We start from the raw sequence: 24,902 nt of genomic DNA, 5'->3' as shown, positions 1-24,902 counted from the left end.
GATGATTCCTCTCAGATGGTGAATTCTGCCTGTGGGCTCTGATGTTCCGGCAGGTGCAGGATCTTGCTGAGAATCAGTTTCTTGTAGTGCAACTGGTCCTCTTCGGCGGTATGTGGACGGCTGAGTTCGATACGGACATCCAACGCGATGTGCTGGTGCGCCATAACGATCACCCGGTCCGCCAGCCGCACGGCTTCGTCCACGTCATGGGTAACCAAAATGCCGGTGAAGCGCTGCTCCAGCCAGACATTCTCGATCAGCGCCTGCATGTCGAGGCGGGTGAGTGCATCCAGCGCACCGAGCGGTTCGTCCAGCAGCAGCACGCGCGGTTCGGCCACCAGTGCGCGCGCCAGTGCCACTCTCTGCTTCTGCCCGCCGGACAGCACGCCCGGCCAGCTGCGCTGCTTATCGGCCAGCCCGACTTTGGTCAGCACGCTTCGCGCTACGTCGTCGTCCCGGTTCGGAGAGCCGGAACGCACGTTGTCCAGCACGCTGCGCCAGGGCAGCAGACGCGCTTCCTGAAACAGCACGCGGACGTGCGGATTGACACCGTCGATCGGCTGACGGTCGATGGTGATGGTGCCGCTGGTAGGCTGTTCCAGCCCGGCGATCATGCGCAGCAGCGTGCTTTTGCCGCAGCCGCTGTGGCCGACGATGGCGACGAACTCGCCGGGTGCCAGCGTCAGGCTAACGTTGTTGAGAATTGACACGTCGCCGAAACGCTTGCTGACGTTGTCGAGGGTAATGCCGTAGCCGTTGGGGGACGTCATGATGGAGTTCCTGTTAGTTGCGCCAGCGCAGCACACGGCGCATCAGCGACGAAGCGATGACGTCGGACAGTTTGCCGAGCAGCGCATAGATGATGATGCTGAGTACCACTTTGTCCATTTGCATCAGCTCGCGGCCGGTGATGGCCATGTAGCCGATACCGGCGTCGGAGGCGATGGTTTCAGCGGCTATCAGCACCAGCCACATGATGCTCAGCGACAGCCGCACACCGACCAGAATCGAAGGCAGCGCGCCGGGGAAGATGATGTCGCGGAACATTTGCAGCGGCGTGAAGCCATAGACCTTGCCCATTTCCAGCAGACCGCGATCGATGTTCCTGATACCGTGGAAGGTATTGACGTACACCGGGAAAAACACGCCGAACGCCACCATGGCGATTTTCACTTCCTCACCGATGCCAAACCAGACGATAAACAGCGAGATCACCGCCAGCACCGGGATGTTGTGCACCATGTTGATTGTGGTGCTGAGGGTAATTTCAGCCCGCCGCGACACACCGTTGAGCAGCCCGAGCACGAAGCCGATGCTGCCGCCGAGCAGAAAACCGGCGATGGCGCGCCGGGCGCTGACGTACATGCTTTCGGCCAGATCGCCGTTCTCCAGACTGGTGATGGCGCGCGTTACTACCTCAAGCGGCGACGGCAGAATGGAGCGGCTGGCTTCGTTCAGGCTGGAAAGGTGCCAGACGATCAGCAGGGCAATGGGCAGCAGCCACGGGGCGAGCAGGCGTAGCAGCCGCGCCAGCGCAGGTTTGAAGCGCGGCGGCGAGATAACGCGCGGCTGCTGAATCACCGACTCGGCGGTGAGTGAAACGGGATGATTTTTCTGCATGGCGGTCATTCCGTGAAGTTATCGGGGAAGGTATTTGGCAAGGGCCTGATTGATTGGAACGTCCAGCGTCGAGTCGTAGAACGTGGCGACATTGGCCGGTTTTTCCAGCAGCCCGGTGGCGTACAGTGTGTCGGCTACGTCCTGCTGGGACTTGAGCGCTTCAGGCGAAACCACGAGGTAGCGGGACGGGCCCTGGACGTACTCTGCTTTGATGTCCGACAGCGCGACGTCGTAGGGGCGGCCGGTTGGGTCGGCTGAGACTTTAGCCCAGTCTTCCGGGTGCGTTTCGGCATAGTGGTAAGCGGCGTTCAGGCGGCCGATGTAGTCGGCGAAGGCGGCGCGTTTGCCGGGGTCTTGCAGCGAAATTTCAGACGCCGCAATCGGGAAATTGCCAGACAGAATATTTTCGGCGCTGGCCAACTGGGTAGCGCCGCGCAGTTCGGCGGCTTTAATCGAGTTGCCGTAGCTGGCGAAGGCGTCGATGCCGCCGCTGAATAGCGCGGTGACGCCGTCGGCGGTGGTAATTTCTACACGCTGAATGTCGTCCCATTTCAGACCTGCGTTTTTCAGCATCTGATACAGGAAATAATGGGCGGTGGTGGATTTAATATAGCCGACGCGTTTGCCTTTTAATTCCGCCACGCTTTTTATCGGCGAATTGGGCGGAACGATCAATTCCTGATGCAGGGTGGAGCTGTTTTTAATCGCGATAATTTTGAAATTACCTTTATTTGCTGCCAGCGACGCAAATACCGGCGGAATTTCGCTGGTGACGGCGAAATCCACTTTGTTGGCCGCCATCGCCTCCAGCCCCAGCGCGCCGCCCTGGAAGGCCTGATACGTAACGCGATAGGGCGTATCGTCCAGTTTCGCCAGCTTTAACACCGCCTGTTCGACTTTCCAGCCGGTACTGGCCACGCTCAAGGTGGTCTTGCTCAGGTCGGGGGCGGCGATGGCGCTTTGTGCTGCCAGCGTCAGTAAGGTAAATACCCATCCCAAAGATCTTATTCTCATATCGTGTTTCCTGTTGTATTGGTATTTTTAATTGATGTTATTGCAATGTTATTCGTGGTCGAGAATAAGATAATCTTTGTGATATATGTACGTTTTCGTCATGCTTTTTATAGGATTGCTTATGCGGAAGTTTATTAGGTTCTCAAAATAACTAGCCCAATAGAAATGCCCGTATATTCGAAGCGGATATGACTAAGTTGCACCAATAATAAATGTTTACCCGAAGTTGAAATATCATCCTCAGTTCCCAAGTTAAAATGAAAGGTGGTAAACGCGCCGTAACTGGGTGACATTATAAACTAGCTAAAAAGTGACGTTATCAGGTTGATATTTAACATAATTAACACCTGTACTTGGTGCGCATAATACTAATTATGTTAAATTAACTATCTCCGCTAAAGTGTTATCGGTGGAACCTGCCGTGTCCGTCAATAGTTAATTGACAACAGCAACTTAATATCTGGCGTTATGAAAATCAGTACCCTGAATCCAATATGAGGCATGCCTTCCCCTTCATCAGGCGGAAGGCAGTTTACTGTCCTGACAACAATCAGAACTGTGGTTTATTGCTTTATAGCATTACCCGAGGACTCCAGCCCTACGCGCTGTCCGTAAGAGAGCTCCAACGTATTGCCGTCTGGGTCAGCGAAGAAAACGTAATAACCCACTGGATCGCCTGCATCTACAGGTTCTTTCCGCAAAACATTTTCAGCACGTGCCAAACTAATTTTTTCATCAATTTCCTGGCGACTGGCACAGGCAACGCCCAGATGACCGAAGTTCCCTAATGGGGTGTCCGTCACATTATCTGACTGTACCAAAACGAGGGCAAACGGGCGGGTTCGATCGCTCAGCCATGCCACTTTTCGCGCATCGGGAACATCAGGTTCGCGCTGGTGAACAACAGACATACCGGCATAGCGTTCATAAAACGCAATACTTCTATCCAGGTTTCTGACGACAAATGCAACATGCGTGAAACCAACATCTATTTCGTTCATATCCATAATTTGCCCATAGAAGTTAAGAGCAGGCATTCTAAAACCTCATGTTAAGTTGAGGTCAAGGGCCGGTCTGAGCTGCTTTTACACCAGGAATGAGTCATATACCCTGGATTAACTTCCGAATGCAGTAGCCAGAACAAAATGATTGAATGCTTCACGCCGTCCTTTTGTGATGACCTTCATAAGACTCACCGGGCAGCGAGTTTCTCTATGTTGCCAGCGACATGCTTTATCTATCACCGACCAACTTCCTCTAATTTATCTGCCGAACGCTTAAAATAAGAGGCAGGATAAAAGTGGAAAAATTACTCTATGGTGTGGCTTACTACCGTGAATATATGCCTGAAGAACGGCTGGATGAAGATATACGGCTGATGAAGGCGGCAGGCATCAATGTGGTTCGTATTGCGGAAAGCACGTGGAGCAGCTACGAACGACAGGACGGTGATTTTAACTTTTCCAGCGTGCTGACCGTTCTGGACCGTATGCATGCTAACCACATCGCCGTTATCATCGGTACGCCAACCTATGCCATTCCTGCATGGCTTGCGAAAAAACACCCTTCGGTCATGGCCACCACCCCGCAGGGGGTGAATAAATATGGTCACCGCCAAAAGATGGATATCACCAGCCCTGTTTACCTGCGATATGCAGAGCGGATTATTCGCGAGTTGCTGACCGCCACCGCCAGTCACCCGGCCGTCATTGGGTATCAGATCGATAATGAGACTAAATACTACGATACCTGCGGAGCACCCGTTCAGAGGGGCTTTATTGAGCAGCTGAAGAAGCAGTTTGATGGCAATCTCGACAAGCTGAATGCCGAGTACGGCCTTGATTACTGGAGTAACAGAATCGACGCCTGGGAGGATTTCCCGCCGCTGGAAAGTACCATCAACGCCAGCCTGGGCGCCGCCTTCCAGCGCTATCAGCGCGGCCTGGTGACAGACTTCCTGGCCTGGCAGGCAACGCTGGTCAGCGAGTATCGCCTGCCCGGTCAGTTCATCACCCATAACTTCGATTTCGAGTGGCGGACCTGGTCCTTTGGTGTGCGAGGAGAGGTCGATCATTTCACGGCATCGTCAGTGCTGGACATTACCGGCGTGGATATTTATCACCCGGGCCAGCATCAGCTTACCGGGGTAGAAATTGCCTTCTGCGGGGACATTGCGCGCACAACGAAGGACGCAAACTATCTGGTTCTGGAAACGCAGGCGCAGGCGTTTAAAAACTGGACCCCTTACCCCGGCCAGCTCCGCCTTCAGGCTTTCAGCCACATTGCTTCCGGCGCAGCGATGGTAAGCTACTGGCACTGGCATTCCCTGCATAACTCCTATGAAACGTACTGGAAAGGACTGCTCAGTCACGATCTGGAGCCAAACCCTGTTTATGATGAGGCGAAAGATATCGGCCAGGCATTCGCCCGCCTTTCCCCGCATCTTGCGGGCCTGAAAAAACATAATCGCGTCGCCCTGCTCGTCAGTCACGACTCATTGACCGCCGTTGACTGGCATCCTTACAGCGGGCATCAGTTTGGTCGTAACAAGGAACATCAGTATAACAACACCGTTCGCGCTTATTATGATGCTCTTTACCGTCTCAACATTGAAGTAGACATTCTGACCGTTGACGATCCCCGTCTCTCACGTTATCAGCTACTGGTAGCCCCCCTGCTTTACGCCGTTTCTGAGTCATCTCTGCAACGCCTGAATCAGTTTACCGAACGGGGCGGGCATATCCTGTACGCCTTCAGGTCGGGCTTTGCTAATGAACACCTCAAAGTCAGAACGAACCGGCAGCCGGCCGTCATCAGAGAAGCGGTGGGTGCAAGCTATCAGCTATTTGTCGAGCCACACGAGGTGACCCTGCAGTCCGGGCTGCTGGACATTCCTGCCGGGAAAGCCGCTGTAGCTGACTGGATGGAACTGCTGGAGGCCGATGCCGGTGCCGAGGTTTGGGCCAGTTATCAGCACCCCTACTGGAATAAATACGCGGCTATCGTTCATAACCGCTACGGTGCCGGAACGGCTACCTACGTGGGCTGCAGCATCAGTTCTGAGGCCGTGGAGGCGGTGCTGCTTCGATTGATTGAAAAAGCGGCTCTGGACGTCGCAGCCCTATCGCCGGGTTACCCGGTCACGGTCAGGCGTGCGGTAAACCGTTCAGGCAATACCGTTCTTTTCTTCCTGAACTATTCCAGCCAGCCTCAAACTCTGTCCTTCCCGTTTAAGGCCGGAGAGGAGTTACTGAGCGGGCAGCGTTACCGGCAGGGACAGACGCTTGAACTGGCTGACTGGGGCGTGGCGATTTTTGAAGTGGAGAAAGAATGATGAACTCTGACTCATCGAATCAGGATCTGCAGCGTATCGGCACCCGGGAACGCCTGGCCTTTGGCGTGGGCGATTATGGCACCAACTTAACCTACACGTTAATGGTGACTTTTCTGGCGTATTACTACACCGATGTGGTGGGCATCTCTGCTCTGCTGGTGGGATCGCTGATGTTCTTTGCCCGCGTGCTGGATGGCATTATCTGTATCTACGTCGGCATACGCATCGATAAGACGCGCTCCCGCCTGGGCAAAGCCCGGCCGTGGGTTCTGTGGACCGCCGTCCCGTTTGGCCTGTCGGCCTTTCTGATGTCGACCATTCCGGACGTCAGTTACACACTGAAAGTCGTCTACGTCTGCATTACCTATCTGCTGACCAATATTATGTTTACCGCAAATAACATTGCCTACGGATCGCTCCTGGCGTTGATCACCCGTGACAATTATCAGCGCGGCATGCTGAGTGTCTTCCGGAAAGGGTTCTCAACCTGTGGATCGCTTACCGTTGGGGTGTTAACCCTGCCGATGGTGGCATTTTTCGGCAACAGCAGTACGTCCTGGATTATCGTATTCGCTATATTTGGCTTGTTCACTGCCCTGTTCCTGCTTCTGACCGCGCTGGGTACCCGCGAGCGTGTAGAACCGGTGAGCAGCAACAACAGCCAGAGAATTAATGCCAGACAGGTTACGCGTTCAGTCATGGCAAATCGCTACTGGCTGATCATCTTCTTCTATCTGATGATTACCTTCACCAGCCTCACCGCGTTGTCGGCAGTCGGGGTGTATTACTCGAAATATGTTCTTTCGGATGTCTCACTGATTGCCTACATCAGCATGGCCCAGTACATACCGGGATTGCTTACGCTGATGATCATTCCGACGCTGCTTAAAAAGCTGGGCAAGCGGCGCCTGGCCATGCTCGGGTTGATCGTTTGCTGTATTGCTTACCTGCTGCCGCTGTTCGACAAACAGAATGCGCTGTTTGTGATTATGGGAACGGCGGTACGCAGTGTGGGATTCTGCGGCATTGGTGCCACCATGTTCGCCCTGCTGGCAGACACCATCGACTACGGTGAATGGCGAACCGGGCTGCGTATTGAAGGCATTCTCTTCAGTGCGGGTACGCTGGGGCAGACGCTGGGTATGGGGCTGGGTACGGCAAGCGTAGGCTGGATCCTGGGCGCGGCCGGGTTTGTCAGTGGTGGAAGCGCCCCTCAGTCTGAAACCGTCATCCGGACTATCGAATTTTTGTTTATCTTTTTCCCGCTCATCCTCGCGGCGCTAAACCTGGTACTGCTCTGGTTTTACAAGCTGGATGGGTTCTACCATCGGGTCGCGCAGGATTTGTCTGCCGGTCGTTATCAGCAGGCTGACAGCACCGATGTTTCAGCCACCGGCGACAGTTTGCTAAATTTGAAGTGATCTCTACGACAAAAAGAGTACATCCCCCCTTCAGTAATGGAGGGGGTTCCCTATAGTATCTGCAGCGTTGAAACAGGGACGGGTACCAATGGAAGAACTGAACGAAGCCGGTATGTTAAGCTTTTCTCCGCTTATGAGAAGCTTCACCTTTAACGCATTCATGGTTTCCGGCTTCACCCCAATCAGCCCCGGCAGCAAACTCGATTTTTTTATTCACCGTCCCAACGGAATGAAAGGCTACATGATTAACCTGACGCTGAAAGGTGAAGGGATCATTCATCATGCAGAAGGCGAGTTTTACTGCCAGCAGGATGAGATGCTGTTGTTCCCGCCCGGCGTAATTCATCACTACGGCAGGGCCAAAGAGAGCATTGCCTGGGACCATCTCTGGATCTATTTTATCCCCCGCCCGTACTGGATTGACTGGCTGCGCTGGGACAATAAACAGGGCGACATCGGCCGTATGTTGCTTGCTGATAAATCGCACAGCCAGCAAATGGTTCAGCTCTTCAAAGAGGTGATATCTTGTAATGCCGTCGGGGCACTGCTCCAGGAAGCCATGGCCATGAATGCGCTTGAGCGCATCATTCTTAAGGCCTTCCAGCTTCAGCCGGCCAGCAATCGTCATAACCGGGATCCCCGTATTCAGACCGTCTGCGATTACATCAATGAGCACCTGTCCGAGGATACCCGAATTGAAGAACTGGCACGCATGACCTTCCTTTCCGCCTCACGCCTTACTCATATATTCAGGAAAGAGATGGGCAAAACCATTTACGGCTGGCGGGAACAGCAGCGTATTTCACGCGCCTGTGATTTACTTCGCTATAAACAGCTGAATGTCACTCAGGTTGCCCGCGCCGTCGGCTATGAAGACCCGCTTTATTTTTCACGTGTGTTCAGTCAGCACAATCAGCTGAGCCCACGCGAGTACCGAAAGAAATTTGAGCAAGCCGCTTTATTTTGAGCGTACAAAGCATGGGGAATTTTTAAGCTAATGTTCGAACATCAGCTCAAACATCATTGACACGCCATCAACACCTATTTATGACTCATGTATGAGTCATAAACCACAATAAAGCCTCATATGGCGTCCATTAAGTTTGAAGTTCCAAGAGTAAAATGATAATTTGATTTCCATATGATGCACTATGTCAGTTAATGACCTTTAAGGAGGTCAAAATGCCGCGTTCGATACAGAGGGTTTACTCACGCTACACCCTTGAGGCGATCAAATTGTTCGCTGAAATGATCCGTTTTGAACGTAAAAATCAAAAAATGACGGAATCGGAACTGGCGGAACGCGCAGGCATATCGCGGAGTATGCTGCAGCGAATTGAAAAAGCCGATCCGAAGTGCGAGCTGGGAGTTGTATTCGAAGTTGCGGCACTCCTCGGAATTCCTCTCTTCGATGCGACAGCCGACGTCAACCGGCTGATAGCCTATCGCAGGCAAACCGAGGATAAGCTCAGCCTGATGCCACAAAGGATACGTAAACCAGCGAAGGAGACGTTTGATGACTTCTGAAAACGCGCCGCAACAGGCATTTGTATGGATTTGGTTACCAGGTGAAACTGCACCTGTGGTCGCCGGACGGCTGAGTTACGACAATACCGGAAAACTGGTGTTTAACTATGGCCGCAGCTATCTGGAACGCGTCCGCGATCGCTCCCCTGCCATCCCGCTTTACCTGCCTGAACTCCCGTTGCAACCAGGTATTTTACCCCTGCTGCCGGGTCTGACGATGCCTTCGTCAATCCGCGACAGTGCGCCGGATGCATGGGGACGCCGTGTGATCATTAACCGTACGTTGGGGATACGCGGTGCCGATACGGATACCGTGTTACTGGATGAGTTGACCTACCTGCTCGAATCCGGTTCCGATCGGATTGGCGCGCTGGATTTCCAGCGTTCGGCAACGGAATATGAGCCTCGTTACGCAATAAATGTGGCAATGGAAGAACTGCTGCGTTCGGCTGAACGGGTGGAACAAGGTGTTCCGCTGACTCCTGAGCTTGACCAGGCATTATTTCACGGTAGTTCAATCGGCGGTGCCCGACCTAAAGCCCTCATAGAAGAAGACGATAAAAAATACATCGCAAAGTTTTCGGCGAGTAACGACCTTTACAGCGTGGTGAAAGCGGAGTTTATCGCCATGCGACTGGCCGCGATGTGCGGGATAAACTGTGCACCGGTTCGTCTGGCGCAGGCCGCAGGCAAAGATATTCTGCTGATTGAGCGCTTCGATCGGGTTGAAGCTGAGGCCGGTTGGACCCGGCGATCGATGGTGTCGGCATTAACGCTGTTTGGCCTGGACGACATGATGGCGCGCTATGCCAGCTATGAAGAGTTTGCACAACTGATTCGCCATCGTTTTGAACGCCCTGCTGAGACATTGCGTGAACTGTTCGCCCGTATCTGTTTCAACATCCTCAGTGGCAACACCGACGACCACGCACGCAACCATGCCGCCTTCTGGGATGGGCAAAGGCTTTCGCTGACGCCAGCGTATGACATTTGCCCCCAGGGGCGGGCGGGAAATGAGGCCACTCAGGCGATGCTGATTGCCGGTAATAATCGCTTCAGCCAGCGCAGCGCCTGCATGGCAACCGCGCATAATTTCCTGCTTTCTCCGGCGGAAGCTGCGCAAATTTTTGATGGGCAGGTCGAAAAAATAAGTGAGCACTGGGACGCAGTCTGCGAAGAAGCCAGCCTGACTGAGATCGATCGCCGCTATTTTTGGAAAAGGCAGTTCCTTAACCCCTTCGTGTTTGAATGACCGTTCATACATCGCGTTCTGCCTGATGCGGGATGGAACATATCCACATCAGGCAATCACAGATATTTTTGAACAACCTCCAGCCGATACCCCCACCTCACCTCACTGTAACCGGCTGGCAATCTGCCGCAGCTGCGCGGCGATCTGCGCTAAATCCTGCGTACCCGAGCCCAGCGCGGCGGTGGAATTGCGCACCACCAGGCGTGCGGGCAGGATCGAGGACGATCGACTGTGGTCGTCTTCGCTGGCCTGCAAAATGCGGCTCACCGCCTCTTTCCCCTGTAAATCGAGGTCGAGGGAAACCGTGGTCAGCGCAGGATGGAAGAAGGCGCTTTCATAGGTATCATCGTAGCCCACCACCGAAACCTGCCCCGGAACCGCCATGCCGCGCTGGTGCAGCGCGCTCAGCACGCCCAGCGCCATCTGATCGTTGCCGACCAGCAGCGCGCTGAAGCGCGGGGTTTCGTGCAGCATCTGCAGGATGCCGTTAAAGCCGCTCTGCGCATCCCAGTTACCGTGGATCACACTGACCGGCTGTAAGCCATACCCTTCCAGAGTCTCCAGCCAGCTTTTCAGCCGCAGGCGGGCGGAAACCGAGTGCTGCGGCCCTGCCAGCAGCGCAAACTCGCGGTGCCCCTGTTCGTAGAGGTATTTGACGCTGGCGCGCGTGCCGTCCGCCGGGTTAAACGAAACGTTAAACACCGATGAAAACGGATCGACGTCGAGGAACAGGCACAGAATATCGTCGTTCTCCTGCACGATGCGCTCTGCGTCCGCCGTCTCCAGCGGCACGTTAATAATCACTTTATCGACGCGCTGTGACTTCAGCTCGTTGATGCAATCCTGCAGGCTTTGGTTGACGTTCTCATCAATCATCGCGATCAGCACCTGGTAATCCGCCGCGTTAGCGTAGCGTTTTACCGCCGCCGCCACCTGTGAAGGGGCATGCAGTGCCAGCGAGGTGGTAACCAGCCCGAGCGTGGTGCTCTGCTTACCGACCAGCTGCTGTGCCAGGCGGTTAGGCACGTAGCGCAGCACCTCTATCGCCTTCTCAACCTTGCTACGCGTCGCTTCGGAGACGTTGGCAGACTTATTAAGCACCCGGGAAACGGTCTGATAAGACACTCCGGCGTGACGGGCAACATCCTCTAAAGTGGAATTCTTCGATTTCATGGCTCGCTTCCCTGGTAGCAGATGCGGAAATTGTAACACAGCCGAAACCCTGGCCGGGTTAACCCCGTCACACTGTCGAAAAAATCATAAAAAAGTCTGACGTTCACATTCATATTTCGGTGATCAATCTCACCAAACGTTACAATAAGTGCCTAAAAACTTGCAGTAAATCACACAATCTTGACATTTAAATTGCAGGGTATTCGTCACTGGGCGTTTACTGCTCTCACATTGTGAACGTATTACAAAAACGAGGGTGACATGAATACCAGACTACATGCAACCGCTGTGGCACTTGCTGCGGCACTGACTTCCCCGGCGTTATACGCAGCCATCGATAATATTGATTTCCACGGCTATCTGCGCGGCGGCGTGGGCGTGTCGCAGGACGGCGGCATTCAGGAGTGGCAGAAGAACAAGCTTGGTCGTCTCGGCAATGAAGGCGATACCTACGGTGAGGTGGAGCTGGGTAGCGAAGTCTATAAAAAGGACGACGTCAGCTTCTACGTCGACAGCATGGTCAGCATGGTCTCTGATGGGTCTAACGATAACGAAACCACCCTCGGCGACGATGCGCAGTTTGGTCTGCGTCAGCTGAATCTGCAAATTAAGGGCCTGATCCCGGGCGATAAAAATGCGGTGATCTGGGGCGGTAAGCGCTACTACCAGCGCCACGATCTGCACATTATTGACACCAAATACTGGAATATTTCCGGCTCCGGTGCCGGTATTGAAAACTACACCGTTGGTCCGGGCGCGGTGTCATTCGCCTGGATACGTGGCGATGCGAACGACGTTGACTACCGTGAAGACGGTGATAACGACGTCAACATCAACTACCTCGACCTGCGTTACGCTGGCTGGAAGCCGTGGAGCGGTGCCTGGACCGAGTTTGGTATCGACTACGCTATGCCGAACACCACCAAAAAGCAGAAAGAGTACGGCGGCCTGTATGACGCCGACAACGGCGTGATGCTGACCGGTGAAATCAGCCAGGATATGTGGGGCGGCTATCAGAAGCTGGTGTTCCAGTATGCGAATAAGGGCCTGGCGCAGAACGTTATCTCGCAGGGCGGCGGCTGGTACGATATGTGGAACGACACCCGCGACGCCACCGGCTATCGCATCATTAACACCGGCCTGCTGCCGATCACCGACCGCCTGTCGCTGAACCAGGTGATTACCTGGGGCTCTGCGCAGGATCTGACGGCGTACAGCGATAAGAGCACCCTGCTGTCGGTCGTGGGCCGTGCGCAGTACCAGTTCACCGACTATGTGCGCGGTATCGGCGAAGCGGGCACCTTCTGGCAGAAAGATCAGTACAAAGACGGCAGCGATTACAAACAGGCCGGGCAGAAATATACCCTGGCGCTGGGTCTGGCGGCCGGTCCTGAGTTTATGTCTCGCCCTGAACTGCGCGTGTTTGCTTCCTACCTGAATGATTCAGAACAGGGCAACAGCTTCGATGATGGTACAGCCAGCGATACCTGGAACTTCGGCGTCCAGGTTGAGGCCTGGTGGTAATCTCCCACGCTCGCTCCCCGATCACTGCTTGAACACTGGCTGTTTTATTGGATAACCGTTACCGGTTATCCTTTTTTTATTGTGACAACGTCACCCTGTCAACTCAGGCATCGCCAAAGAAACGCGCATCCAGCAGTTGGCGCAGCCGGTCCGACTGCGTGCCGAAGATGGCATGCACCTCATGGCCAAGGATCACCACTCCGATCGCCCCCGCCTGCTGCAGCCCGGCAGAATCCACCGCAGACAGCGATTTAACCGTCACCCGCAGCCGGGTCAGACAGGCATCAACCTGCACGATATTGTCGCGGCCACCGAAGCAGCTTAACAGCCGATCCAGCAGCGCGTTGTCGGCCGGGGCTTCTTCCGCAGGCAGCGCTTCGCGGCTGAAGTAGTGCTTAAACGATTTCAGACTCACCATATTTCTCTCCTTCTGGACATAAAAAAAGGCGGGCTTGCGCCCGCCTGTGTATTCGCCGTTACAGCGGCGCGCGCAGCACGCGGCAGCCCCACGGCGGCAGGACCAGTACCCCGGAGAGCGGCGAGCCGTCCGTCAGGTCACTGATCCCCGCTGGCAGCGTGACTCGGTGCTCTGCCGCGGTGTAGTTCTGCAGGAAGATAAACGACTGCTCGCCGTCGGTACGACGATGTGCCGTCACGCCCGGCGGCAAGGTCACATCGAGCGCGCGCGGCAGCGCCAGCTGTTTAATCAGTGCGCCGTAGAAGTCGCGGTGGAAGGTCAGATCGTTGCGCGAAGCGATGTACCACGCCTTACCGGCACCCACCTCATTCACCGTGACCGCCGGCTGCCCGGCATAGAAATCGCTCTGGTAGCGGGCCAGCGCGGTGGCCCCCTCAAGATGGATCAGTTCGCACAGCTCACGCGCCTGGTACGGGCCGCTCAGCCCCAGCGCATTGCCTTTAATTCCCTGAATCCCGTTTGATTCCTCGTCGGTCAGGCTGTCTATCTCTTCCGCCCAGATACCCAGCAGCGGCCGCAGCGGGCCGGGGAAGCCGCCGAGGTGGCAGAGGTCGGTTTCATTCACCACGCCGGTCCAGTAGCTGGCGACGAACTGGCCGCCGTTGTGCAAATGGCGCTCCACGCGTTCGGCAAAGCCGTCGCGCACCATATACAGCATTGGCGCAATCACCAGCGTGTAAGGCGTCAGGTCAGCGTCGGCGTTGATCACGTCAACGGCCACGCCCTGTTCCCAGAAGGTCCGGTAGTGTTCCACCACCGTGCGCTCGTAGTGCAGGCCGATGTTGCGCGGGCCCTGCGCGTTATCCATCGCCCAGCGGCTTTCCCAGTCAAAGATAATCGCCACGCGCGCTTCCACGCGGCTGCCGAGCACCGGGGTCATGGCGTCCAGCATCCGCCCCAGCTCGCTGACCTCGCGGCCGATGCGCGTATCCAGATGACCCACGTGGTCGATCACCGCGCCGTGGAACTTCTCCACCGAGCCGCGGCTTTTGCGCCACTGGAAGTACTGCACCGCATCCGCGCCGTGCGCCACGGCCTGTAGCGAGGAAAGAATATGCATGCCCGGCTTTTTGAGCTTGCTGGTTGGCTGCCAGTTGGTGGCCCCCGGCGTGGACTCCATCAGCACGAACGGTTTGCCCTGCTTGAGGGTGCGCATCAGGTCATGGAACATCGCGGTGTAGCAGGCCAGCGTGGTGTCATCCTTCTCGTTGTGCCACGTTGGATAGCTGTCCCAGGAGATAAAGTCCAGCGCCTGCGACAGCTTCCAGTAGTCGTAGTCGTAGAAATATTCCATAAAGTTGGTGGTGGCCGGCAGTTCCGGGTTAACCGCCTTCAGCGGCTTGATCTCCTGGGTACAGAAATCGGTCACCTGATCGGTCATAAAGCGCCGCCAGTCGAGGTTCAGGCCGTGGATGGACATCTCGCCCTGCGGCGAAGGCGAGGCAATCTGCGACCAGTCGGTGTAGGTATGGCTCCAGAAGTCACTCCACCAGGCGTGGTTAAGCTGTTCCAGCGTCTGATAGCGGCGCTGTAGCCATTCGCGGAACGCCTGCTGGCAGCTGTCGCAGTGGCACTCGCCGCCGTACTCGTTGGAGATGTGCCAGCCAATCACCGCCGGGTGATGGCCGTAGCGCTCTGCCAGCCGCCCGTTCATTTCCTGCACCTTCTGGCGGTACACCGCCGAGGTCATACAGTGGTTGTGCCGCCCGCCGTGCAGCGCCTTCACGCGATCGCGGCCTATACGCAGCACTTCAGGATATTTTTGCGACATCCAGGCCGGGCGCGCACCGCTCGGCGTGGCGAGGAACACGCGGATGTTCTGTGCATACAGCTTCTCCAGCACGTTATCCAGCCAGCTGAAGTCATAGCGCCCTTCTTCCGGCTCCAGCTTGGCCCAGCTGAAGATGCCGACGGACATCACGTTGCAGTGGGCCTCCTTCATCATCGCCACATCTTCATCGATAATGCCCGGCGTGTGCGACCACTGCTCGGGGTTATAGTCCGCGCCGTGCAACAGGCGGGTGATCCCGGCCGCCAGCGGTGGGAATTTAGTCATACTTCTTCCTTAATCTGTCAGAGATACCGGCCCGCAGGCCGGTCAATTAATGAAAAGCCTGGATGGACGGCAGCACTTTGCCGCGGCAGTCAAACAGCGCCTGATTTTCACGGGCGTTGCCCTGCTTCCACTCGTCGTGGATGTACTTCATGCCTTCCGGCGTGGCCCAGGTATTGCCGCTGGCAGGTATCCAGGCCGGCTCCCAGTACACCACCCCTTTGCCGCGATGATTCGGCACCGCCAGCACTGCCGACATCAGGTCGTGCAGATAGGCTGCCTGGCCCGCCACGGTTGCCGGATAGCCGCCGTCTTTCTCTTCCTTCGCCTGGAAGCTGTTCTCGGCGCTGTCGCAGTTTTCCAGCGTGTAGCCGTAGGCGGCTTCCACCACCATCACGTCTTTCTGATAGCGCTGGCTGATGTCATCCATGTTGGCTTTCAGCGCGGAGATCGGTCCGTTCCAGTAGGTGTACATCGACAGGCCGATCACATCGAACGGCACCTGGCGGCGGGTGATTTCATCGAACCACCAGCGGAACATGTCGTTTTTGGTGCCTTCCGCCAGGTGCAGCATGATCTTTACCTGCGACGGATCGCTGAGGTTCTCACGCAGACCGGCGATGGCCGACTTCAGCAGCCCCGCCAGGCGGTCAAACTCGCCGCCGTTCTGCCCCCAGCTTTTGCCTTCCGGCCACAGCATGCCGCCGTTCAGTTCATTGCCGATCTGCACGATCTCCGGCAGCACGCCCTCCGCCTTAAAGCGGGCGATGGTGTCGCGGGTGTAATCGTGAATGCGCGTTTCCAACTGCGGGAAGGTCAGCTTCTCCCAGGCTTTCGGCTTGTACTGCTTGCCCGGATCGGTCCAGAAATCGCTGTAGTGGAAGTCGAGCAGCAGATGCATTCCCGCCGCTTTGGCACGTTTGGCCAGCGCCAGCGTGGTATTCAGATCGTTGGTGCCGCCGCCGTAGGCTTTGCCACTCGGGTCATACGGGTCAACCCACAGCCGCAGGCGAATGGTGTTGATGCCGTTAGCCTTCAGGATGGCGATCGGGTCCTGTAACTGGTTATTGGCGTTGTAGAATTTCGCGCCCTGCTTTTCCAGCTCCGGCAGCGTGGAGATATCCGCGCCCTTAACAAAATCCGCAGGCACCTGGCCGATCGGGGTGATGACCGACGGCGTGGCGGCGAGCAGAGGGGTCGCCCAGGCCAGCGCCAGGGCGATTAACAGTGATTTACGCTTCATGGTTTATCCCTTTGTACTGCCTGATGTCAGGCCGGAAACGAAGTATTTTTGCAGCGCCAGATAAAGGATGGCGACCGGTACGGCGATCAGCACCGCCCCTGCGGCATAGGTGGTGTAGCTGGCCCCCATTTTCTGCGACACGAGGTTGTACAGTCCGATAGGCAGCGTGAACTGGTCCGGGCTGCGCAGAATGGTGCTGGAGAGGATGAAGTCCCCCAGCGGGCCGGTGAAGGAGAACAGCGCCACCACCGCCAGAATCGGCTTCGACAGCGGCATAATGATCTCAATGAAAATGCGGAAGTTCCCCGCGCCGTCCATGCGCGCCGACTCGTCCAGATCTTTCGGAATGGCGTCGAGGTAGCCCTTCATCAGATAGGTGTTCATCGGGATCATGCCGCCAACGTAAATCAGCACCAGCGCCAGGTGGCTGTTGATTAAGCCCAGCAGCTGCGACAGCACGAAGATGGCAATCAGCGCCGAGAACTGCGGGATCATTTGCAACAGCAGGAACAGCATCAGACCGTTCTGCCGCCCCTTGAAGCGGAACCGCGAAAAGGCATAGGCGGTACAGCTGACGCTGATCAGGGTCAGCACCATGGTGAAGAAACTGATTTTCATCGAGTTCCAGTACCAGCTCAGGTACGGCACCGTGCCGTTAAACAGATTGCGGTAGTGCTGCAACGACGCGTTTTCCGGGATGATCGAGCTGCTGAGCAGGCTGTTGCCCGCGTTCAGCGACGCGCCCACCGTCCACACCAGCGGATAGATAATGATGGTGGAAACCATCAGCACCACCAGCCAGGTCAGCGACAGGCGCATCCATTTTTCGCGTTTAATACTTACTGATTTCGCCATGACTGTGCCCTTACGCCATTTCATCTTGTTTAAACGATTTAGTGGCCCGGAACTGCCACAGCGCCACGCCGACCACAAAAATCGACAGCAGGATCGTAATGGTGGCGGCAATCGCATACTGCGAAGACGACGACATGGTCAGCTTGTAGATCCACGAAACCAGAATGTCGGTGCCACCGGCGTTAGACCCGGCCACCGCCGGGCCGCCGTTGTTAAACAGATAGATAATGTTGAAGTTATTAAAGTTGAAGGTGTACTGGGTGATGATGATCGGCGCGATGGCGTACATCACCAGCGGCAGCGTGATGGTTTTCAGCCGCGTCCAGGCGCTGGCTCCGTCCATCATCGCCGCTTCATACAGGTCGTCTGGAATCGCCTGCAGTACCCCGGTGGTCATGGCGAACACAAACGGGAAGCCGAGCCAGGTCTGCATTAAAATCAGTGCCGTTTTGGTCCAGAACGGATCGGTCATCCACGCCTTCGGCGCAATGCCGAAAAAGTCGAGAATCGAATTGTTGATCACGCCAAAGGTGTCGTTGAACATGCCCGCAAACACCAGGATGGTGACAAAGCCCGGCACCGCCCACGGCAGAATGAAAATGGTGCGGATCAGCGGCTTAAAGCGCAGATCTTTCTGGTTCACCAGAATGGCCAGCATCACGCCCACGCTGCACTGTAACGTCGTTGCCAGCAGCGTCCAGACCACCGTCCACTGCAGCACGTCGAAGAAGGTGGAGCGCCAGATGGATAAGGTGAAGATATTAATGAAGTTCTTCACCCCAACCCAGTCAACCAGCTTCGCGGGCGGTGTGTGATACAGGTTGTAGTTGGTGAAAGCGATGGCGAACCCGAACAGGATTGGGAACACCACCACAAACACCAGCAGGATAAACCCCGGGGTGATCATTAGATAGGGGAAGCCCTCGCGCAGCAGGATCTGATACTGCTTGCGTACCCCGTGCAGCTGCTCGCCGTTATCGCGACGTTGGCCGTTCAGCCACGCGTCGCGGAACGACAGACCCCACAGCGTCAGGCCGAAGGCGATAATCAGCACGCTGATAATCCCCTCCGCCAGCAGGAAGATCGAGTTGTCGCGCGGCACCTCTTCCCCCAGCGTCACCAGTCCCCACAGCCCCTGCTGCAGAAAATCATGGAACACACCGGCAAAGCTGGTGAGCAGGATTAAAAAACACAATCCCTTCGCCCACTGGCGATGATAGAACTGGCCGAAGCCCGGCAGCAGCGCCAGCAGTACGCCAGTTACGGCGTGCTGCCGCGAGCGTTTGTTAAGCATCAGTTTTTCACTGGGGGAAATCATCACACCATTATCCTTCTTGCTTCCTGATTCGGGCCGCGATGCGACGCTGACTTACTGGTTACTGGCCTGCATCGCATCAATCTGCATGGTGATTTGCTTCACCGCGCCGTCGAGCGCCGCTTTCGGTTCCTGCTTGCCGGACACGCTCAGCTCCAGAGCGGCATTCGCCGGTCCCCACACTTCCTGCATTTCCGGTACGCCCGGCATGGCGGAGGCGCGTGCGGCCTGGACCGCAACGGCGTTGGCTTTCTCATCGTCTTTGATAATCGGGTCATTCATCAGCGCCAGCAGCGGTGGGATCTCCTGGGTTTTCTGATAGCGTTCTTTGACGTACTGCGGCTGGTTGATAAACTCGATAAACTGCTGCGCCAGCGCTTTATCCTTGCTCCAGGTAGACACTACATAGCCCTTCACGCCGAGGAATGAGCTCATCGGTTTGCCGTTTGGCAGCTCGGGCAGCGGCGCGACGCCGTAGTTGATGCCCGCCGCTTCATATGGTTGGAACGCCCACGGGCCGTTAATCACCGCCGCCGCTTTTTTCTCGGTAAACAGCGAGTCGATGGCGTTAAGTCCGTTATCCCCGAGGATGCCGCCCGGCAGCAGACCCTGGGTGAAGAAGCTTTTCAGGTAGGTCACGGCCTCGATACTGCCCGGGGTGTTCAGGCCGATGTCGTGGGTATTCAGCCCGCCCTTGCCGTCCTTGCCGAAGATGTAGCCGCCCATCGGCGCAATCGCGCCCCAGCTGTAGTAAATCTGGTCGAACTTCGCCAGCAGGCCGTACTGTTTGGCTTCACGCTGCTTCTGCGAGAAGGTGCGGTATTCATCGAGGGTTTTCAGCGGCGACGGCAGCAGATCCTTGTTATAAATCAGTACCAGGGTTTCAATCGCTTTCGGAATGCCGTACACCACGTTGTTCTGAATAAACGCGGCCATCGCCGACGGGGTATACGCCGCCTGATGTGCCGCATCCACGGTGATTGGTGACAGCAGGCCCTGCACCACGGCGCTGCCTAGCTGGTCGTTCGGGATCACCAGCACATCGGGGCCGATACCGGCCGGGCCATCCAGGCGCAGCTTCTCAATCTGCTGAGCGAAAGGCATCTCCTGCACTTTGACTTCAACGTTATGCTGCTTCTGGAAGTCGGCGATGGCGGTTTTAATGCCGTCAGATTTCTTAATATCTTCCCAGACGGTGAGCTGCTGTGCGGCGTAAGCGGCCTGCGTGGCCATCAGAGCGGACAGTAACAGCGTGATGCTCGTTTTCAATTTCATTGCTGACCTCATGTGAAGGTATGACATTTTTATGTTTTATTGCTGAGTTCGCAGGGCGTTAGCCGGTGAAAGTCAGCCTGTAGAGCGAGAGGAACTACAACGTATTGATGTCATACGCTACGCAAGAGCACCCGATCCCACCAGCCCATATTTATCAATGTGTGATCGACGTTACAGAAATCAAAATACCCGGTAGGGTGCTTACCATCAGGGGGTTATAGTCAACCCGCTTCCCACAACGGTTGAAGCGCATAAGTGAAGATTTGTAATACGTAATACATTTAACCCTGAAAAACATTCCCGATGAGGATTCGCATGTCCAGCATCAGACTGAGAAGCGTGAGTAAGAAGTTCGGCGCAACTGAAACGCTGAAAAATATTCAACTGGATATCGAAGCAGGCGAATTTGCCGTATTCGTTGGCCCTTCCGGCTGCGGCAAATCCACCCTGCTGCGGCTGATTGCCGGGCTGGAGGAAGTCAGCGGCGGTGAGATCCTGATTGGTGATGAGATGGTCAACGACGTTGCCCCCGCCCATCGCGGTGTGGCGATGGTGTTCCAGTCCTACGCGCTTTATCCGCATATGACCGTGGCGGAAAACATGGGCTACGGCCTGAAGGTCAATCGCGTACCGAAAGAACAGATCCGCCACCAGGTTGAGATGGTTTCCAAAACGCTACAGCTTTCCCACCTGCTGGACCGCAAACCGAAGCAGCTCTCCGGCGGGCAGCGCCAGCGCGTGGCGATTGGCCGGGCGATTGTGCGTAATCCGAAGGTGTTTATGTTCGATGAACCGCTGTCAAACCTGGATGCCGAGCTGCGCGTGGAGATGCGCCTGCACATCGCCAAGCTGCATCAGGAGCTGAAGACCACCATGGTCTATGTCACCCACGATCAGGTTGAGGCAATGACGCTGGCCGATAAGATTGTGGTGATGAACTACGGCAAGGTTGAACAGGTCGGCTCGCCGATGGCGCTCTACTACAATCCGGTTAACCGTTTTGTGGCGAGTTTTATCGGCTCACCTAAGATGAATTTCCTGCCCGCCCAGGTCGTGGAGTGCAGCGCCAGCGGGCTGCTGGTCAGCATTAACGAAGGGCAAAACACCCTGGCGCTGCCTGCCCCGCAGCGGCTGCTGCAACCGGGCGAGGCGCTGACGCTGGGCATTCGGCCTGAGCATCTGCGCATCAACAGCGACGCCCCGCTGCAGCTGGATTTCCACTGTGAAGTGGTGGAACGGCTGGGCAACAATACCTATCTGTTCGGTCAGAGCTACGGCCACGACGGCTTTAAAATGCTACTGCCCGGCGATGTTTCCTTCCGTCCTTATCAGTCTCTGCGCCCGTCTTTCTATCCGCATCAGTGCATGGTCTTTGACAGCGAAGGGCTGCGTATCAGCGCGGATATTGAGATCCCGCAGGATCAGGCGGCGTAATGCTGCCGGTTGTTTTCTCTACCCGCTTTATCCGTTGAGTCACTCCTGGCTGCGTGTTTGTTCACTAAGCCTGAAGGGATTTAGCGCCATTAAAAAACCAGACCATGAGGGTATCGGCACTTCTGCCGGGGCGTCATGGACTGGTAGCCCGCTTTGATTTTGATGTCTCTTTGTGCTGTGAACCCGCCCTCGCCGCGTCATAACAGGCCCTTCCTGTCTTTTACCGTCAGAGGGTGTTTGATGATAATTCAAGCCGTTCACGCAGCTATTATTTGCATAACATCTCAGAAACAAATTAAAAACACATAAAAAACATAAAAACTCAGACCTCATCAAAATATGGCTACTCGCTCATATTTCGTTCTAAAACCGCCGATACACTCAAATTATCAACTGAGCCCTACCCTACTTTTTATAACGACCTATAAATAAATCAGGAGATAAAATGGCGATCGCGATCAAGGATATCAGCGTTAAAGATATTCGTTTCCCAACGTCCAGAAACCTCGACGGTTCTGATGCGATGAATGCAATATCTGATTATTCCGCAACGTATGTCACCCTGATAACCGATCGGGAAGATTTAAAAGGCTACGGACTGACTTTTACTATTGGCCGGGGAAACGATCTCTGCGTCAGCGCAGTTAAATCATTAGCCGAATTATTTGTGATTGGCCGCACGCTGGAGGAAATTACCGCTAATTTCGGCCAGTTCTGGCATGAGCTGGTTTCCGGTGATTGCCAGCTGCGCTGGGTCGGGCCGGAAAAAGGTGTTATTCATTTAGCCACCGCGGCAATTATTAATGCGCTCTGGGATCTGTGGGCGCGTTCGGAAAATAAAACCGTGTGGAAGCTGCTGGTGGATATGAAGCCGGAAGAGGTGGTGAAGTGCATCGATTTCACCTACATCACCGATGTGTTAACCCCGGAAGAGGCGCTGACCCTGCTGCGCCGCGTCGAGAGCCGCAAAGCGCAGCGCGAGCAGGAGATGTTTGAATACGGCTTCCCTGGCTATACCACCGCCGCGGGCTGGCTGGGCTACTCGGAAGAGAAGATGCGCCAGCTGGCACGCCAGGCGGTTGCCGATGGCTGGACGCACCTGAAGCAAAAAGTCGGAGCCGATCTGGAGCAGGACATGCGGCGTGCGGCCATTCTGCGTGAGGAGCTGGGCTGGGACCGCAAGCTGATGATGGACGCCAACCAGATTTGGGGCGTAGACCAGGCCATTGCGGCCATGCGCAAGCTGGCGCAGTTCGACCCGCTGTGGATTGAGGAGCCAACCAGCCCGGACGATATTCTCGGCCATGCGGCGATTAAGGCGAGAATCGGTGATATCGGCATTGCCACCGGCGAGCACGCCCACAACCGCGTGATGTTCAAACAGTTCTTCCAGGCCGGCGCGATGGACTTTTGCCAGCTCGATCCCGCCCGCCTCGGCGGCCTGAACGAGGTGCTGGCCGTGGTGCTGATGGCGGCGAAATTTGGCGTGCCGGTTTGCCCGCACGGCGGCGGCGTCGGCCTGTGCCAGTATTCGCTCAATATCGTGCTGTTCGATTATATTGCCGTCTCCGCCTCGCTGGAAAACCGGGTGCTGGAATATGTCGACCACTTACATGAAAACTTCGAAGAGCCCTTAGTCATTAAACGCGGAAGATATTATCCGTTACAGCAACCGGGCTACGGCGTGAAAATGAAAGCTCAGACCCTACTGGATTATTCATGGCCTGACGGTCGCGAATGGTTAAATTAAAAACCTCTCACTATTAATCCTGTCAATTTTCTGCTATCCCGCCATGAAATAATGGCGGGATAGTCAGAATGCCTTATGACGTTATTATCGAAGAGACCGACTGCATAACACTCAACGTGGAAGCACTCCTATGAGTCAGACTGAAGATGATAAAGTTGTTAATTCGGCAGTACGTAAATCTATTATCCGCCTGCTGCCGTTTCTGGCATTAATGTATGTAATGGCTTATTTAGACCGTGCCAATATTGGTTTTGCCAAAGAGGCATTCCAGGTGGATACCGGTTTAAGTAATGCCGCCTACGCGTTTGGTGCCGGGGTGTTTTTTATCGGCTATGCGCTGTTCGAAGTGCCCAGCAACATTCTGCTGTATAAAGTCGGTGCCCGGGTCTGGCTTTCCCGCATTATGGTGACCTGGGGGCTGATCTCTGCGGCGATGATGTTCGCCCACGACGAGAAAACCTTTATCATCCTGCGCTTCTTCCTCGGCGCATCGGAAGCCGGTTTTATGCCGGGCGTGATGCTCTATCTCACCTTCTGGTTCCCGCTGAACGTCCGCGCCAAGGTCGCCGGTTATTTCTGGTTTGGTCCGCCGATCGCCTTTATTCTCGGCGGCCCGGCATCCGGCGCGCTGTTAACCATCCACGGTATGTGGGGCTTGCACAACTGGCAGCTGATGTTCCTGGTGGAAGGATTACTGGCGGCGTTCGTTGGCGTGGTAGCCTATTTCTATCTGGACGATAAGCCTGCCGACCGGCGCTGTAAGTTCCTTAACGAAGAGGAGAAGCAGGCCCTCAGTCGGGTAATTGAAAAAGAAGAGAAGGCCAAGGTGAACCACGGCCCGCAGGGTATCCTGAAAGCCCTGTGCGATCCGCGCGTGCTCTATCTGTGCATGATCTGCTTTACCATCCAGGTGGGTTCCTACGGGATTGCGTTCTTCCTGCCTTCGCAGGTGGCGGCCCTTTCCGGCCAGAAAGTCGGCTTTATCGTCGGCGTGCTGTCCGGTATTCCCTGGCTTTGCGCCCTGTTTGCGGCCTGGTATATTCCTCACCTGTCGACGAAGCGCAAAGAAAGGCGCTGGATAGGCACCATTACCCTGCTGTGCGGCGGCCTTGGCGTGGCGCTGTCGGGGATGTTAGCGGCAACGCCGGTCTGGGCATTTATCGTGCTGTGCATCGGCTGCGCGGGCCTGCTGGCGGTGCAGCCGATCTACTGGACCTTCCCCACCAGCTATCTGGGCGGTGCGGCGGCGGCATCAGGAATTGCACTGATTAACTCGCTGGGCAATCTGGGTGGTTTCGTTGCGCCAAATATCCGCGTGTGGGCCGAAAACACCTTCAATTCTCCGGCGGCGGGGCTGTATCTGCTGGGTGCAATCGCCATTGTCGGTGCGCTGATGCTGTCCGGGGTGTTCCGCATCGGCATCCGCCGCGATCTGGACAGCCCGGCACCGGATATTCAGCGGAATGCGCCAGCGGAAAACAGTGCGACGCTGACTTCGGGCTCGCTGAAGTAACGGAGGCTTAATGATGTTAAAAACCACGCTATTAAATTATTAATATGCGTGGTTATTTTATTCTTGACCGCATAGGGATCTAATTGATCTGTGCTAACGTCAAACTCACTGTGCCAGAATA

The 24,902-nt window shown here is 55.7% G+C and carries 20 protein-coding genes; 9 read left to right on the top strand and 11 right to left on the bottom strand.

What is annotated here, in order from left to right; genetic code table 11:
* Positions 1–11 precede the first annotated feature (11 nt).
* The 4 genes from IBT47_RS02870 to IBT47_RS02855 form a co-directional block, all read right to left on the bottom strand.
* Positions 12–770, bottom strand: coding sequence for an ABC transporter ATP-binding protein (locus IBT47_RS02870; RefSeq protein WP_200559084.1), 759 nt, complete (start codon positions 768–770; stop codon positions 12–14).
* A gap of 13 nt (positions 771–783) precedes the next feature.
* Entirely contained in the window at positions 784–1,620 is an 837-nt protein-coding gene (locus tag IBT47_RS02865) for an ABC transporter permease subunit (protein ID WP_200559083.1), read from the bottom strand.
* 18 nt (positions 1,621–1,638) lie between these two features.
* A complete protein-coding gene (locus tag IBT47_RS02860) occupies positions 1,639–2,634 on the bottom strand; it encodes an ABC transporter substrate-binding protein (protein WP_200559082.1) in 996 nt (331 codons plus the stop codon).
* Between the two features lie 563 nt (positions 2,635–3,197).
* Positions 3,198–3,635 carry a VOC family protein gene (locus tag IBT47_RS02855; protein WP_200545062.1) on the bottom strand — a complete coding sequence of 146 codons (438 nt, stop codon included), beginning with the start codon at positions 3,633–3,635 and terminating at the stop codon, positions 3,198–3,200.
* Positions 3,636–3,934: 299 nt separating this feature from the next.
* Here IBT47_RS02855 and IBT47_RS02850 point away from each other — a divergent pair, with 299 nt between their 5' ends.
* The 5 genes from IBT47_RS02850 (at position 3,935) to IBT47_RS02830 (ending at position 10,168) form a co-directional block, all read left to right on the top strand.
* Positions 3,935–5,968, top strand: coding sequence for a beta-galactosidase (locus IBT47_RS02850; RefSeq protein ID WP_200559081.1), 2,034 nt, complete (start codon positions 3,935–3,937; stop codon positions 5,966–5,968).
* Positions 5,965–7,389, top strand: a complete 1,425-nt coding sequence (locus tag IBT47_RS02845; RefSeq protein WP_200559080.1) for an MFS transporter — start codon at positions 5,965–5,967, stop codon at positions 7,387–7,389. Before IBT47_RS02850 ends, IBT47_RS02845 begins: the two co-directional genes overlap by 4 nt.
* Positions 7,390–7,477: 88 nt before the next feature.
* Positions 7,478–8,356, top strand: a complete 879-nt coding sequence (gene araC, locus IBT47_RS02840) for an arabinose operon transcriptional regulator AraC (RefSeq protein ID WP_200559079.1) — start codon at positions 7,478–7,480, stop codon at positions 8,354–8,356.
* Positions 8,357–8,571: 215 nt separating this feature from the next.
* Positions 8,572–8,916: a helix-turn-helix domain-containing protein gene (locus IBT47_RS02835; RefSeq protein ID WP_123333512.1), complete on the top strand. Its 345-nt coding sequence runs from the start codon at positions 8,572–8,574 to the stop codon at positions 8,914–8,916.
* On the top strand, positions 8,906–10,168 hold the full coding sequence (locus IBT47_RS02830) for a type II toxin-antitoxin system HipA family toxin (RefSeq protein ID WP_200559078.1): 1,263 nt from the start codon (positions 8,906–8,908) through the stop codon (positions 10,166–10,168). Before IBT47_RS02835 ends, IBT47_RS02830 begins: the two co-directional genes overlap by 11 nt.
* Positions 10,169–10,270: 102 nt before the next feature.
* Here the strand turns inward: IBT47_RS02830 and IBT47_RS02825 are convergent, their stop codons facing one another.
* Positions 10,271–11,341 (bottom strand): LacI family DNA-binding transcriptional regulator, encoded by a 1,071-nt coding sequence (locus IBT47_RS02825; protein ID WP_200559077.1) that lies wholly within the window; start codon positions 11,339–11,341, stop codon positions 10,271–10,273.
* A gap of 261 nt (positions 11,342–11,602) precedes the next feature.
* On the opposite strand from IBT47_RS02825, the gene IBT47_RS02820 reads away from it, so the two are divergent.
* The gene (locus IBT47_RS02820) at positions 11,603–12,865 is read left to right on the top strand and encodes a maltoporin (RefSeq protein WP_200559076.1); all 1,263 of its coding nucleotides are present in this window, start codon (positions 11,603–11,605) and stop codon (positions 12,863–12,865) included.
* Positions 12,866–12,968: 103 nt separating this feature from the next.
* Here the strand turns inward: IBT47_RS02820 and IBT47_RS02815 are convergent, their stop codons facing one another.
* The 6 genes from IBT47_RS02815 to IBT47_RS02790 are packed head-to-tail and all read right to left on the bottom strand — an operon-like array spanning position 12,969 to position 20,084.
* The gene (locus tag IBT47_RS02815; RefSeq protein ID WP_105591803.1) at positions 12,969–13,283 is read right to left on the bottom strand and encodes a glucose PTS transporter subunit EIIB; all 315 of its coding nucleotides are present in this window, start codon (positions 13,281–13,283) and stop codon (positions 12,969–12,971) included.
* Between the two features lie 58 nt (positions 13,284–13,341).
* Positions 13,342–15,399: a beta-galactosidase gene (locus IBT47_RS02810; protein WP_200559075.1), complete on the bottom strand. Its 2,058-nt coding sequence runs from the start codon at positions 15,397–15,399 to the stop codon at positions 13,342–13,344.
* 46 nt (positions 15,400–15,445) lie between these two features.
* Positions 15,446–16,639 (bottom strand): glycosyl hydrolase 53 family protein, encoded by a 1,194-nt coding sequence (locus IBT47_RS02805; protein ID WP_105591801.1) that lies wholly within the window; start codon positions 16,637–16,639, stop codon positions 15,446–15,448.
* A gap of 3 nt (positions 16,640–16,642) precedes the next feature.
* Positions 16,643–17,494, bottom strand: coding sequence for a sugar ABC transporter permease (locus IBT47_RS02800; RefSeq protein WP_200559074.1), 852 nt, complete (start codon positions 17,492–17,494; stop codon positions 16,643–16,645).
* A gap of 10 nt (positions 17,495–17,504) precedes the next feature.
* Positions 17,505–18,812: a carbohydrate ABC transporter permease gene (locus tag IBT47_RS02795; RefSeq protein ID WP_305038772.1), complete on the bottom strand. Its 1,308-nt coding sequence runs from the start codon at positions 18,810–18,812 to the stop codon at positions 17,505–17,507.
* A 51-nt stretch (positions 18,813–18,863) separates the two neighbouring features.
* Complete coding sequence (locus IBT47_RS02790) at positions 18,864–20,084, bottom strand: extracellular solute-binding protein (protein WP_200559073.1); 1,221 nt, start codon at positions 20,082–20,084, stop codon at positions 18,864–18,866.
* 303 nt (positions 20,085–20,387) lie between these two features.
* Between IBT47_RS02790 and IBT47_RS02785 the strand changes: the two genes are divergently transcribed.
* The 3 genes from IBT47_RS02785 (at position 20,388) to IBT47_RS02775 (ending at position 24,781) form a co-directional block, all read left to right on the top strand.
* Entirely contained in the window at positions 20,388–21,518 is a 1,131-nt protein-coding gene (locus IBT47_RS02785; RefSeq protein WP_370569853.1) for an ABC transporter ATP-binding protein, read from the top strand.
* A 445-nt stretch (positions 21,519–21,963) separates the two neighbouring features.
* The gene (locus tag IBT47_RS02780; RefSeq protein WP_200559071.1) at positions 21,964–23,268 is read left to right on the top strand and encodes an enolase C-terminal domain-like protein; all 1,305 of its coding nucleotides are present in this window, start codon (positions 21,964–21,966) and stop codon (positions 23,266–23,268) included.
* A 130-nt stretch (positions 23,269–23,398) separates the two neighbouring features.
* Complete coding sequence (locus tag IBT47_RS02775; RefSeq protein ID WP_200544899.1) at positions 23,399–24,781, top strand: MFS transporter; 1,383 nt, start codon at positions 23,399–23,401, stop codon at positions 24,779–24,781.
* Positions 24,782–24,902 lie beyond the last annotated feature (121 nt).

It is taken from the genome of Erwinia sp. S43 (genome assembly GCF_016624745.1).
Taxonomy (GTDB): domain Bacteria; phylum Pseudomonadota; class Gammaproteobacteria; order Enterobacterales; family Enterobacteriaceae; genus Erwinia; species Erwinia coffeiphila.
This window is presented reverse-complemented; position numbering and strand designations above follow the sequence as displayed.